14 protein-coding genes and 1 pseudogene are annotated in these 12,431 nt (G+C 42.6%); 4 read left to right on the top strand and 11 right to left on the bottom strand.

The genetic code is table 11. The features are described from left to right. Positions 1-52 precede the first annotated feature (52 nt). Entirely contained in the window at positions 53-301 is a 249-nt protein-coding gene (locus tag MsAc7_RS02175) for a hypothetical protein (RefSeq protein WP_338102970.1), read from the bottom strand. A 156-nt stretch (positions 302-457) separates the two neighbouring features. Between MsAc7_RS02175 and MsAc7_RS08945 the strand changes: the two are divergent. The 4 genes and pseudogenes from MsAc7_RS08945 to MsAc7_RS02190 all read left to right on the top strand — a co-directional run. Next, positions 458-832 (top strand): annotated as a pseudogene (locus tag MsAc7_RS08945) (HFX_2341 family transcriptional regulator domain-containing protein); the annotation flags it as partial. After that, on the top strand, positions 827-1,300 hold the full coding sequence (locus MsAc7_RS08950) for a DUF6293 family protein (protein ID WP_420847462.1): 474 nt from the start codon (positions 827-829) through the stop codon (positions 1,298-1,300). The pseudogene MsAc7_RS08945 and the gene MsAc7_RS08950, both read left to right, overlap by 6 nt. 26 nt (positions 1,301-1,326) lie before the next feature. Next, complete coding sequence (locus MsAc7_RS02185; protein WP_338102971.1) at positions 1,327-2,553, top strand: hypothetical protein; 1,227 nt, start codon at positions 1,327-1,329, stop codon at positions 2,551-2,553. Between the two features lie 140 nt (positions 2,554-2,693). After that, a complete protein-coding gene (locus MsAc7_RS02190) occupies positions 2,694-2,930 on the top strand; it encodes a hypothetical protein (RefSeq protein ID WP_338102972.1) in 237 nt (78 codons plus the stop codon). Between the two features lie 34 nt (positions 2,931-2,964). Here MsAc7_RS02190 and MsAc7_RS02195 read toward each other — a convergent pair whose 3' ends face one another. The 10 genes from MsAc7_RS02195 to psmB form a co-directional block, all read right to left on the bottom strand. Continuing rightward, positions 2,965-3,378, bottom strand: a complete 414-nt coding sequence (locus tag MsAc7_RS02195; RefSeq protein ID WP_338102973.1) for a VOC family protein — start codon at positions 3,376-3,378, stop codon at positions 2,965-2,967. Between the two features lie 36 nt (positions 3,379-3,414). Beyond that, positions 3,415-3,753 carry a nucleotidyltransferase family protein gene (locus tag MsAc7_RS02200; RefSeq protein ID WP_338102974.1) on the bottom strand — a complete coding sequence of 113 codons (339 nt, stop codon included), beginning with the start codon at positions 3,751-3,753 and terminating at the stop codon, positions 3,415-3,417. Then, a complete protein-coding gene (locus MsAc7_RS02205; RefSeq protein ID WP_338102975.1) occupies positions 3,746-4,168 on the bottom strand; it encodes an HI0074 family nucleotidyltransferase substrate-binding subunit in 423 nt (140 codons plus the stop codon). The genes MsAc7_RS02200 and MsAc7_RS02205 overlap by 8 nt, the downstream gene beginning before the upstream one ends. Before the next feature lie 9 nt (positions 4,169-4,177). Next, the gene (locus tag MsAc7_RS02210) at positions 4,178-5,923 is read right to left on the bottom strand and encodes an ATP-dependent DNA ligase (RefSeq protein ID WP_338103449.1); all 1,746 of its coding nucleotides are present in this window, start codon (positions 5,921-5,923) and stop codon (positions 4,178-4,180) included. Between the two features lie 18 nt (positions 5,924-5,941). Beyond that, positions 5,942-6,961 carry a homoserine dehydrogenase gene (locus MsAc7_RS02215; RefSeq protein WP_338102976.1) on the bottom strand — a complete coding sequence of 340 codons (1,020 nt, stop codon included), beginning with the start codon at positions 6,959-6,961 and terminating at the stop codon, positions 5,942-5,944. Positions 6,962-6,980: 19 nt separating this feature from the next. Continuing rightward, a complete protein-coding gene (locus MsAc7_RS02220) occupies positions 6,981-7,493 on the bottom strand; it encodes an amino acid-binding protein (protein ID WP_338102977.1) in 513 nt (170 codons plus the stop codon). Positions 7,494-7,859: 366 nt separating this feature from the next. After that, positions 7,860-8,192 (bottom strand): DUF2551 domain-containing protein, encoded by a 333-nt coding sequence (locus tag MsAc7_RS02225; RefSeq protein WP_338102978.1) that lies wholly within the window; start codon positions 8,190-8,192, stop codon positions 7,860-7,862. 203 nt (positions 8,193-8,395) lie between these two features. Beyond that, a complete protein-coding gene (locus tag MsAc7_RS02230; protein WP_338102979.1) occupies positions 8,396-9,502 on the bottom strand; it encodes a radical SAM protein in 1,107 nt (368 codons plus the stop codon). An 18-nt stretch (positions 9,503-9,520) separates the two neighbouring features. Continuing rightward, a complete protein-coding gene (locus tag MsAc7_RS02235) occupies positions 9,521-11,419 on the bottom strand; it encodes a beta-CASP ribonuclease aCPSF1 (protein ID WP_338102980.1) in 1,899 nt (632 codons plus the stop codon). A gap of 287 nt (positions 11,420-11,706) precedes the next feature. After that, complete coding sequence (gene psmB, locus MsAc7_RS02240; protein ID WP_338102981.1) at positions 11,707-12,345, bottom strand: archaeal proteasome endopeptidase complex subunit beta; 639 nt, start codon at positions 12,343-12,345, stop codon at positions 11,707-11,709. Between the last annotated feature and the right edge of the window lie 86 nt (positions 12,346-12,431).

Genomic DNA, 12,431 nt, shown 5'->3' on the forward strand with positions numbered 1-12,431 from the left:
TCTGGCATCAATAGAGTTTCTGCATCCAAATTTCACAATTTAAATATTAAAATTATCCATTTTTTTTCTTGTTGTACTTTGGGTTTTTCCCTCCATGATTGTCTCTATATGTTTTAAGGGACTTTTGTTCCCAGTTTTTGGCGCTTTCTTCTGTACAAGATCTTCCAACTTGCCTCATTGAAGTAAATTTTTTGTCTTGAGAATGTTCAGTTTTTCTACGGTCTAAATCATTCGTAATTCCACGGTATACAACTTTTGAACCTTTTTTTAATTCGTATTTCTTGTAATCTCTGTCTGTCATTTTTAACACTTCCAGTAGTTTAATACCTCCGTTTTTAATGGAGATTCATTTATTCTCTTTCAATAATATATATTTTCTAATACTTAGTAAGCATTCTTTGCTTACTATTTAGAATATACATTATTTATATAACATATGAATGTGTAAATAGAAATTATGAATTCTACACCTCTAAGAATACATCTTGTTGTTGTTGGTTTTGAAATAGATCGAATTAGTTTAGCTGCCACTATGAAAAAAGCTGATAAAGTCTATTTAATTTCAAAAAAAGAAGATGATGAAGGCAAAGATTATTTAGAAGAAAATAAAGCAATTCTTTAGAAAAAAGGGATTGATGTATAGGAAGAATTAATTGAAGATGTTCAAAATATTGTTTGTGTTTTAAACAAATTGAAGGAACTTATAATAAAAGAAAAAGGAAATTTAATTTATATTAACATTTCATCTGGAAGTAACTTGGCCGCAGTTGCAGGAACTATAAGCTCAATGATGTTTAGCCAAGAATATAACGTTATACCATATTATGTGAAGGCTGAAGATTACCTTGATTGCAAAAAACCACGAGAGCAAAGACAATATTTAACAACGGGAGATTTTTCCAAACTTAGGACCGAAGGTGTAAAAGATATAATTGATATTATTACATTTCCAGTAGTATTGCCGGAAATTCGCTTAATCACAGTTTTGAAAAAAATTAGTTTGAGTGAAAATGAGAAGATAACAAAGAGGGATTTAATTAATCACATGAGAATAAATGAAGAAAATAAAAAAATATTTGGATACCCTGGAGAGATAACCTCTGAAAAAAAAGTAAATAAGGATGAAAGAGCAAGAATTTATGCTTGGTTAAATCAGAATATAATTAATAAGTTGGAGAAGGACTGGGGATTGATTAACATTCATAAAGACGGAAAAAATTCGTGGCTTAGTCTCACTCAAAAAGGAAGAGACATGTTAAAGTATTTGGATATGGATTTTAGTTGTGAAATTAGAAATTAATAATAATTGTAATTAATGGTCTTCTCATGCTCCTCAAATACTTCCTCATCAACAATGAAAAAGAAGAATTCGGCCAAAACTTCGCCGAAGTCCTCTTAAAACATTTAGACAACAATCACGATGACGAAACGCTCCATTTCCAAAACAAGAGTTTCCAATACGCCATTTCTGAAATCCAAAAAAATCAAATTTACTTCCTCGAAATCAATCAAGAAGATCCGGATGCGCTCGACCTGCTCACCCACAAAATTGACAACTACCACAAGCCGCCACATTTCAAAAAAATCCTCGTCTACGACGAATTGTCGGAACACTACTGCGACTTGCTTTATCCGTGTTTTAACAAATTCGAACGCCTGCTTCGGGAATTTGTTTGGCGGCTTATGATTTCGATGTTCGGAAAAGACTGGATTGAATCCGTCCCGACGGAAATTCAAGCGGAAGTCAAAGGCCGCGTCGGGCGAACCTCTAAGCTTGATGAAATCATTCTTTACGAACTCACTTACGACCAGTGGGAACAATTTTTGTTTTCGCCGTATGCCGATTTAACGGAAAAACAAATGCTTGCCGAAATCAAAATGCTGCTCGACCACGACAATCACGGCTGCGGTGAGAGCGAATTACTTCAAAACCCGGCAGTTCTGATTGAAATCAACCGGCTGATTCAACAAAACGAACCGAAATCACTTTGGAAGCGTTATTTTGAAAACAAATTCAACATTTGCGATTTGGAAGAAGATTTAAAAATCCTTCAGCCGAACCGCAATATTGTCGCCCACTCCAAAATTCTGGATTTGAACAAAAATCAAACCCGGCGGGAAGAATACGACTGTATCCGGCAAATCTGCGACAAACAAATCCGGCAGCTGGAATGCGTTTTGAACCAAACCGTTTACGTTGACATCAACGACGCGGACCTCTCGGAAATGAATCGGCAATTGGAACGGTTCTATGAAAAATCACCGATCCGAGAGGCTATTGGAAAAAGGCATCAAAAAATGGTGGATGCCGTATCATCGGTTTACAAATCACCGGCCATTCCGGCAGTGATTGAGAAAGTTTCAAAGTTCGGGAAATCGAGACGTATGGCGGGATCCTTTCAAAAAATTCAGGCGCTTTCAAGTATGAGTGACGAGGAATTTATAAGACATTTGGAACAGGAGTCTCAACAGCGAGCTCAACAAAAGGCGCGACGATTAAAACCGGGTCAAAAAGAATTGGAAGCGCCGAAAAATGAAGAGAAAAAAGAATAAATGAAAAAAATCAAAAAAACAGAAAGAATGAAACATAGAAAAACAGAAAAATAAAAATAAAAAGATGAAACCGGCAAATAAAACAAACATTTTTATAAAATCGATTGGATAGATAATGTCAAACTGAAAAAGGAAGAAACATGAAACTTTCAATTCGTCAAATGACGACCGTCGAACTCTTTTCCACCGGGTTGATTTTTATGATCATCTCGGCCGGCATTCCTCTCATTTTCAGTTTTCTTAACGTTGACCCGGCTTCACCCCGTTATTTCGATTTCATTCTTCTTCAATACGCGACCTGGTTCGTCTCCATGATTCTGTTTTTCACCGGCATTTTGCTCATCTTAAGTTCCGTCCTGTCAAAAACAAAAAAATAATTTGGGTTCATTCATTCTCTTTTGACAAGTTGACTTATTGAATCGGCATGCAGCACAGATTTAATTGCCAGGAAATTCCGAATTTGTCCGTCAGCATCGCAAAGCCCTGACTCCAAGACGTTTCCGACAGTTCCATCAAAAGAACGGATTCAGGTTTTAATTTTTCATACAGATCTTTGATTTCGGCGGAATCGTTGCTCATAATCGCAAGTGTTATGTTGTTTCCGATGACCGGCTTTTCCACAACATCAGAAAAACACATTCGGTTTCCTTTAATGTTGAGTTCCGCATACGCAACATAGTCGGCTACGTCCGAATAATCCGTATTTTCTTCGGGGAAGTCGCCGTAAGTCGCAATTTCCGGCATTTCAACGCCGAAAATGTCAGCATAATATGAAATCGCATCGCGGCAATTGCCGGCAAAGTTCAGAAAAGCACAAATTTCCATTTTAATCACCCTATTTTCGTATTATTTCATAATTTTTCACTTTTTGTCATCTTCTCCCATCTCTCGTATTTTTGATTTTTCAGGATAAATGACTTCATGTCCTTGCAATATTATTTTTTGAAAATGAGGCGGTAAAGTATTCCATTCCGATATGTCTACCAAATACGGAAGAAGAGAATCCGCAAACGCTTCTTTCATCTGCAAAAGGATGCCGGAACTTAACTTTTCAGCGGCGACAACGGTCAAATCCAAATCCGATAATTTTCGCGCGTTTCCTCGATAACGGGAACCGTAAACCCAAACTTCGGCGTCCGGCACATACTCTCTCAGAATTGAAACGATTATTTTTCTTTCGGAATCGGAAACATCAATCATTGTGTTGCTCCAATGTGATTAACAACTTTTCAGCGTAAGGCAAAAAAGAGAGGGCCGCTTGAAAGACTTGGTCGGCGATTTTTTCATCATAGGTATGCGTCGAGCTGTTTCTGGCTTCATGGAATTCCATCCATGCGGAAACATTGTCAATCAACCCGTACGTTGAACACCACTTGTAAAATTCGCGCCGACTCAACGAGTTGTTGACAAAATCCGGATTGACATTCTCCTTCATCCACCGGTTCATAAATCTGAAACAAAGTTCATAGGATAACTCAAAGTCTTGAATCACGCCGGCGCGCAAGCCATTCAATATTCTCTTGTTGGATGTGATTTCTTTAGCTTCTTTCTCGCCTTGGATCGTTTCTTTGAGCGCATTGATCCCGTTTTTTAAACTTGTTAAATCTAAAACCATTCTCATTCCTCATTTATTCAATCCGTTCTCTTTCTGCCCGGCATACATCCGCTCAATCTTGTCAACCGTATCAATATCTTCGATCATTTTATCTTCCCGGACCTGAATCAGTCTCGGGAACCTGAGCGCGTAACCGGCTTGATAATTCGTGCTTTTTTGAATTTCCTCAAAGGCAATTTCAAACACAATCTCCGGCTTTATTTTGATTTCAACCCCGGATTCGGCTTCGATCAGAGGTTTAAATTTTTCCGTCAAATTGTCCAAAAGTTCGTCGGAAAGGCCCGTTCCAACGCGGCCGATTTCCAAAAAGGCGTTATTGATGTCATCGTAACACGCCAAAATATAGGATCCGATTTTATTTTTTCGTTTCCCGGACCCCCACTCCCCACCGATGACAACCAAATCGAGTGTGTCCATCACCGGTTTTTTCTTCATCCAATTTTTGCCGCGTTTTCCCGGAGAATAGACAGAACTCGGATTTTTCATCATAATTCCCTCATGACCGGCTTTGAGGGCTTTTTCATAAATGTCATGAGCGATTGCTGGATCAGTTGTCACCACCATGTCGTCCACGCTGATTCCCTTTGAATTTTTTCGAATGATTTCTGAAAGCCGTTCTCGCCGCTCTTTCAGCGGTTTTTCAATCATACTTTCGCCGTCGACATACAAAAGGTCAAACAAATTCACATGAATCGGAATGTCTCTGGACGTTGATTCCACATCATACTTCCGCCGAAACCGCCTTAAAATATCCTGAAATGCGCGCGGCCGTCCTTCTTCATCAATTGCCACCGCTTCTCCGTCCAAAACGGCATCCGTTGCTTCAACAGCGGCTAAAATAGCGTCCGCCACATCCGGAAGCGAATCGGTCACATCTTCAAGGCGGCGGGAATACAGTTTTACTTCTTTTCCTTTTTTATGAATTTGAAGGCGCGCGCCGTCAAATTTCCATTCGACCGCCACCGTTTCCAGTTCCGAAAAAGCGGTTTCAATGCTGTTGGTCACTTGCGCGAGCATCATTTTGACCGGCCGGTTGATTTGAATCTGTTGATTGTCCAGGTTTTCAATGCCGCCGGTTTTTGATGCCACCGCGACTTCTCCGAGATCGTTTGTGACCATAAACGCAAATTCCACCTTTTCGACCGGGACGTCAAAAGCTTTCGCGATCGAATCCCGAACAATTCCTTCACCGATTCCGATTCGAAGCTCCTCCAGAGCGATTCTTGAAATGTATTTGGCTTCATCAGGCGTCGCCGCGGAAAATAAGGATTGAAGAATTTTGATTTTTTGGGATTGAGCGCCTTTTCCGGAAGCGCTGGCGATCCCTTTCAACTGGTCATAAACCTGCCGGATGGTCAGCTTTCCGCAAATTAATACGGAGGAATCGCCGGAATCGTCGCCGTTTTCCGACGCCGAAAAAAAGCTGGAGAACGTGGATTGGCTTTTCTTTTCCTTGGACAACGCTAAAAAAGTGGTCTCGCCGACATCGCCGGTTTCTTTGAGATCCTCTTTTATTTTATCCGGAGAAATGCCGGCTGCTTTTGAAAGCGCCGAATAAAGCAAGTTCGGGCCAAGACCCAGCTTTTCGCCGGTCCACGCCGGAAAGATTTCTCCCATAATCATATAACATGAAACGGAAAGCTCATCCTCATCAAGTTCTTTTAAAAAAGACGCAAAAACGTCTGTCATTTCCAAAGAACTTGAAATTTGTTCCACGTCGCGGCAAACGTCCGCAAACCGGCAAAATTGAGTGATGCTTTTTCCTCCCGTCTTTTAAGTTTTGCAATCGCATTTGTAAATGGAAATAATATCGCTTAAAATGGAACTGGCGGTTTCAAGAGACCCTGCGCCTTTTCCGGTGACGGTGATTTCCCCCGCCAAGTCCGTTTGGACCGCCGCGACGTTGAGCGTTCCGGAAACGGAAAGCGGGTGTCCGATCGGAACCAGCCGCGGGGCGACACTTAATTTTCCATCCTTTCGGACTTCGCCGATGAGTTTAATGGTTTTTCCGGATTTGGCGCTCATTTCAAGAGCTTCATACGTCACATTCGTAATGCCGGTGATTTCCACATCTTTGATGGTTTTGTTCATCCCGAAAACCGCGTTGGCCAAAATAACAACCTTACAAGCGGTGTCGATTCCTTCCACATCGTAGGACGGGTCGGTTTCTGCAATGCCGAGATCAACCGCTTCGGTTAAAATTTCAGAATAACCGGATTTTTCCTCGTACATGCGGGTCAAAATGTAGTTGCAGGTCCCGTTAAAAATGCCTTTGACGCTCTTGATTTCGTTTCCGGCCATCACTTCGGTCATGAGATTAATGACAGGCATGGCGCCGCCGACCGTCGCTTCGAATTTAAAAGCGCAGTTGTTCTTTTCCGCCAAATTGCTGAGTTCCCGGAATTTCATCGTGAGAGGCCCTTTGTTGGACGTGACCACATCTTTTTTGGTTTCAAGGGCAGCCGTCATGTTCAAAAGACCGGCGCCGCCCGTTTGAATATCGGTCGGCGTTACTTCGATGACCAAGTCGTGATCCACCTTTTTGATGACGTCAAGACCGGTCATTCCCAACAGGTCTTCGGATGCGACAGTTCCGGTTTCCGCTTTCTTTTGCAAGCACTTTTTTAAATCAAGTCCTTTTTCATCAACCGCCGCGCCTTTGGAATCGGTAATCGCGACAACAGATACGTCAAGTCCTTCTTTGTTGAGCTCGGCCTTTTTCATCAAAAGCGCTTTGGCAACACCTTGTCCGATGGACCCGAATCCGATAATCGATGCTTTGACAATTTTCATGTTATTCTCTCCCCTCAAATTAATCCGCATCAATCGGCAGAATTAGCAGCAAATCTTTCTCCAGTGCGATTTCTTTCAGCATTTCCAAAACTTCGTTCAGCTCCGTTCTTCCGACCGCGTTAATTTTCAGAGCGGCGGAGGTCGGTTTGACAATTTCGGGCATTGAAAGCGACATGTCCACAACTTCGGCGATTCCGGTTCCGTCAATCCGGCTGATGGTATCCTTAATATCGGTATTAATCACATGCCCGATCATGATGACGGTAATTGTTTCCCGATATTTTTCCTCGTCAATTCGAAGAACGCGAATTCCTCTGCTTTCGATTTCATCTTTGATGCTGTTGATGATTTGAGGTTTCGCGTCAAGAACCAAACGCACCTGAACCTTTCCATCCATTCCAGGGGATGTGTTTTTGGTTTTGTGATAGTGAAAGACCGAAATCAAATTCGCTTTAAAATGAGAAACGGGCTCAAGGGCTAAAATCAGTTGCCCCGGCTCGTCTTTTAATTCGATGTCCATTGTAACTCTCATAGTGGCGCCTTTTTTAATTTTTGTACGTAAAAGAAAGCTCTTGTTTAAAAATTTATTTTTATTTTTGGCTTAATATTCTTTGTCTTTAAAAGAACTCGGCGCTATAAATGTTTTCGGTGGTTAAGGAAGAAGAAACAGGAAAACGGAGGAAAAGGAAAAGAAGGAAGAAAAAGGAGAAAGAGAAAAAAGAGAAAAAGAAAAAGGAGAAAAAGAAAAATGGAAGGGAAAGAGGAAAAAGGAAAAGAGAAAAGAGAAAAGAGAAATGAAAGAAGAGAAATGAAAGAAGGAGGAGAAGACGGAAAAAAAGGAAAGAAAATACAAAAAAAGTGAAAGAAAAGTTGGAAACAATCGAATTATTTCGATTTTTCAATTGGATTTGATTTGAACGTTGCCGACATCTAAAATTGATTCGACGACCGGTTTGTAATTGTCTTTCAAAGAATAAACATTATGGTCTCCGGTCACGTTAATGCTTAATATTCCCAGTCTTGTGTTCATGAGACCGACCATCGCTGACACGCCGCGGTAACTGACTTCGAAACTTTCTTGTTCCAGGAACCGGTAAACATCGTTGGTGGTAAATTTATCGCCCGATGTAAAAAGATGTAATACAATCTTCCGAATTCCGTTTTCATCTCTGGCAAGATACTTCTCAAGCCGTTCTTTTACTTTATCTTCTGTCGTTTGCAGCCCTGACACCCCAGTAAGTTCTCAATCGTTTCCGTTTTTGTTTTTTCGTTTTGAGCCGGCCGTTTGGCCGGGTCGTTCGTGATTTGAATAAGCTTTGAAAAATTTGTTGAATCATCCTTCCGATTCATTCGGGTTTCGTCCGGTTTAACCCGCACGATGAATCCCTATAACATATTAATCCTTTATAAATTTTTACGCGTAAGGCTTATATATTAGTAAATGCGGCTGCTTTCGACAACGAATCCGTTGGAAAACGGATATCTTTCAAAGAGCCAAAATTGAACTTCGCCAAAGTCCGAAATTTCATCCTCACGGAAAATCTCAGCCAATTCTTCCGCGATACCGGCGGCTGTTTCTACAACGGCAAAATCGTCAGAATTCCCGTCCGGGTCAAGAATTTCATAGGCCTCCGCCGGAACTTCCAAATCTTCCAAAAACGTCGCAAAATCGTTCAAAAAAACGCTTTGAATTTTGAGTTTCCCGTAGATGATCGTTCCGTCAGCGGTGATTTCATCAAACGGGCGCGCGCTTGAAACGGCTGTTCGAATCAACCGCAAACGCAGCTGAACCGCGTCTTTATAGCGGGACGCGCAAAAATTAATTTTGCCACCCACCTCATACGCTTGCCGCGCAATTTCCCTTGACCCGAAAACGGCGTTGGACTCGTTGTCAATCAAGGAAAATCCGTGTTCTTTCATGGCATCGGCATTGTTTTCCGAGAATTCAAGCTCGTTTAAATTCAAGAAACAATCGATTTTTTTTGCAAAAACCGCAACATCCACAGCATTCGGAAGCGCCGGTATTTCAATGCCGGCCGAAATTCCAGCAGCTTGAGCCGTCCGAATGGATGCTTCAAAATCGGATCCGACAAGAGATTCCCACATTTCAGTCGGCGGATGGAACCGGATTTCATCAAGCCCGGCAGCCGCTAATTTTTGAATCATGTCGTTATCTGCGGGAATGGACGTATACAAATGAATGTGATGTCCGGGTCCGAACCGGGATTTGAGAAGAGAAATGTAGTGCAAAACAGAACCCGATTCCAAAAGCGGTTCTCCGCCCGTGATCCCGGTCCCTTCCGCGTTCATGGACTCGGCTTCTTCCAGAATATCTTCGTCCAAGTAAACCGGACGCTCATTTGCGAAAACAACATCGCGGTCTTTTCGCTCATCCGAAAGCGGACAATAAAAACAGTCCCGATAGCAGCGTCCTGTAACAAAAAGGACCATTTTGGCTCCTTTTTGGCAAGAGACGCAGCCGTTGGACAAAAATCGGGCAAAAGAGCCCGAATTTGAATCTTCAAATTCAAAATCAGACATAAAGACTCAATGTGAAATTTAAAGAATTCTCAACGTTTCCAAATTCACAAGCGGCTTTGCTTCGATTCGGGCTTTCTTTTTGATCGCGTCGGCGAATTCAATGCATGATTTTTCATCGCCATGGGACGTATAAATACGTTCGGGTTTAGGCTGCATCTTTTTCACGTAGTCCATCAACTGTTTAACGTCGGAGTGACCTGAGAAACCATCGATTGTTTCGATGCCCATGTTGACTTTGACGGTATTGTTGTTGCCAACCGCAATTTCTTTCCAGCCTTTTTGAATGCGTCGGCCAATGGTTCCGTCCGCCTGGTATCCGACGAACACGAGCGTATTTCTTTCATCGGGCGCCAGCTTGTAGAAATAATTCATAACAGGGCCGCCGGTCATCATACCGGATGTTGCGATAATCACACAGGGGTGCGGCTCTTCCAGGATTTTGTCCCGCATTTCTTTGGAGTCCACCTGGCGGAAAGATTCTGACAGGAACGGGTTTTGTCCTTTTTGGAAAATTTGCTTCTTGAGTTCGCCGTTTAAGTATTCCGGATGCGTCGCGTGAATGGCGGTCGCTTCCCAAATCATTCCGTCCAAATAAACCGGGACATTCGGAATGAAACCTTTTCGAATGGCTTCTTCAAGAACAATCATCACTTCCTGGCTTCGGCCAACCGCAAACGCCGGAATCAAAACGGCGCCGCCGCGTTCGATGGTTGTCTTGATGATCTTTTGAAGATTGCGTTCGGCGTCTCGAAGCGGTGTTTGAAAACCGTTGTTGTTGCCGTACGTTGCTTCCGTCACCACTGTTTCCACACGCGGGAATTTGTTAACCGCCGGGTCAAAAAGCCTTGTGCGTTCATATTTGTAGTCGCCGGTAAACACAATATTGTGGAGTCCGTCGCCGATGTGGAAGTGCGAGATCGCCGATCCGATAATGTGTCCGGCGTTGTGGAAGGTTAATTTGATGTCGGGCGCAATGTCCGTCACTTCTTCATAATCCAAAGGAATCATATGCAAAAGTTCTTTTTCAATGGTGCTTGAGTCATAAGGAACTTTCTTTCCTTCTTTAGACGCCACATCAATGTAGTCGAGCTGAAGCAGAATCGTCATGTCGCGGGTCGGCGGCGTACAATAGACCGGACCTTCGTACCCGTATTTGAAAAGCAGCGGCACAAGACCTTGGTGGTCCATGTGCGCGTGCGTAATCACAATCGCGTCCAATTCGTCAAAGTGGTTGACTTCGGGAACGTAAAGGTAAGGCGTTTTGTCTTCCGAACCCAAGTTAACGCCGCAATCAATCATGATTTTTGATTCGGGCGTTGAGAGAAGGTAGCAGCTTCGGCCGACTTCCATGCAGCCGCCCAGCGCTGTCACCCGGATCCATTGGTCGGTGTGGGAACATTCGCGGTGAATCTTTCGGCCGACGTCTTTGAGAATTTCCTTTCTTTCCTTGAGATTGTTTCTCATAAAATCGCGGACGTTTTTTACGGTTTTGGATTTGATCGGCGGCGTTCGCGCGACTTTTGGAATCCAGCCGATTTCTTTTGTGATTTCGCGCAGGGTATCGCCGTGCTTTCCGATCACAAGTCCCGGTTTTTCGGCTTCGATAATCACTTCGCCCGAATCGGGATCGAAGTAACAGTTGGAAATGACGGAGTCCGCCGGAACGATTTTGTGAATGAGCTCAATGGAGCGCTCCGGCTCGGCCAAAACTTTCGGGTCCGGACGAACCGCGATTCTGATCCGGAGAGCTTTCGCCAAATTTCGGATAATATTACCGTCGTCGGCAAACTTTTTCGGATCTTCCGTATACAAAACAAGCTGCGGGCCTTCGAAGCCGACGCCGGAAATGGTCACGCCGTCCGGCAGATTTTTCTCGATTTTTGTCCGAAGGTCTGCTAAAACATCATCTATTGCCATTATGAACTTTCCTTTTTTAAAATAAGTAATCACTGGTTTAAATTTAATAAATTTAATTAAATTGATTTTTACGCTGCACGTTTGATTTTTATTCGGCTGAATGGTTTTTTGATTCAACCAAAAAATTACATTTTAAAATAATGAAATTTTGAAAAATATAATAAAATTGTTAATTGAAAGATTGATTTAAACAAAAGAACAGATTTTATTGTCTAAACCAAGTCGGGTTCAATTTTTTGAAAATTAATTTTTAGATTAAATGAAATCGAAAATTTTGAAAAATAAAATCAGTTGAGTTTGCCGCGGATTTTTTGAATATCCGCCTCCTCCATTCTCAAAAATCCATCTTTCGTAATTTTCACGACACTGATCGCGTCGCCGGATGCCGAGTCTCTTTTCATGGCCGTGTGAAGCGCGCGAATTGCCAATTCGGCTCCTTCGTTTACCGTCATGTTTTCCCGGTAGTGATCTTCCAAAACGCCGTAGGCAATCGGAGAACCGGATCCGGTTGAAACCGCTTTCGTTTCTTCAATGGTTCCGCCCATCGCGTCTAAGGAGTAAAGTCCGGCACCGTTTTTGTCAACACCGCCGACCAGCAACTGAACCGAATACGGATAGTACCGGTTCGAGTTGAGTAAATTGGAAAGGAGCGTAGAAAGCCCTTTAATCGTCATGGCTTCTTTGCGTCGCATTTCATAAAGTTTAGATTCGACCGTCAACCCGCGAACAATTTGTTGCGCGTCGCCGACAGATCCGGCAAGGGTGAGGCCAATCCGGTCGCCAAGCTGGTAAACTTTTTTGGCTTCGCGGCTGGCAATGAAATGCCCCATTGTCGCCCGTTTTTCGCTGGCAAGAACAATGCCGTCGGTACAGATAACTCCGACCGTGGTGGTTCCGTGTAAGTAATTTGAATTTTGTTCAGTCATGTTTGAACCTTGTTTGTTAATTTTAATATTATTCTATGAATGAGATATACTGAAATGATAAAAAGTACAAGATAAATGTTTCTAAA

The organism is Methanolapillus millepedarum (genome assembly GCF_032594115.1).
Lineage (GTDB): Archaea > Halobacteriota > Methanosarcinia > Methanosarcinales > Methanosarcinaceae > Methanolapillus > Methanolapillus millepedarum.

Coding starts and splice junctions, on each gene's coding strand:
- MsAc7_RS02235 (WP_338102980.1), bottom strand. CDS start 11,419: ATGGCAATAGATGATGTTTTAGCAGACCTTCGGACAAAAATCGAGAAA.
- MsAc7_RS02200 (WP_338102974.1), bottom strand. CDS start 3,753: ATGATTGATGTTTCCGATTCCGAAAGAAAAATAATCGTTTCAATTCTG.
- MsAc7_RS02195 (WP_338102973.1), bottom strand. CDS start 3,378: ATGGAAATTTGTGCTTTTCTGAACTTTGCCGGCAATTGCCGCGATGCG.
- MsAc7_RS02190 (WP_338102972.1), top strand. CDS start 2,694: ATGAAACTTTCAATTCGTCAAATGACGACCGTCGAACTCTTTTCCACC.
- MsAc7_RS02175 (WP_338102970.1), bottom strand. CDS start 301: ATGACAGACAGAGATTACAAGAAATACGAATTAAAAAAAGGTTCAAAA.
- MsAc7_RS02185 (WP_338102971.1), top strand. CDS start 1,327: ATGCTCCTCAAATACTTCCTCATCAACAATGAAAAAGAAGAATTCGGC.
- MsAc7_RS02230 (WP_338102979.1), bottom strand. CDS start 9,502: ATGTCTGATTTTGAATTTGAAGATTCAAATTCGGGCTCTTTTGCCCGA.
- MsAc7_RS02215 (WP_338102976.1), bottom strand. CDS start 6,961: ATGAAAATTGTCAAAGCATCGATTATCGGATTCGGGTCCATCGGACAA.
- psmB (WP_338102981.1), bottom strand. CDS start 12,345: ATGACTGAACAAAATTCAAATTACTTACACGGAACCACCACGGTCGGA.
- MsAc7_RS02220 (WP_338102977.1), bottom strand. CDS start 7,493: ATGAGAGTTACAATGGACATCGAATTAAAAGACGAGCCGGGGCAACTG.
- MsAc7_RS02205 (WP_338102975.1), bottom strand. CDS start 4,168: ATGGTTTTAGATTTAACAAGTTTAAAAAACGGGATCAATGCGCTCAAA.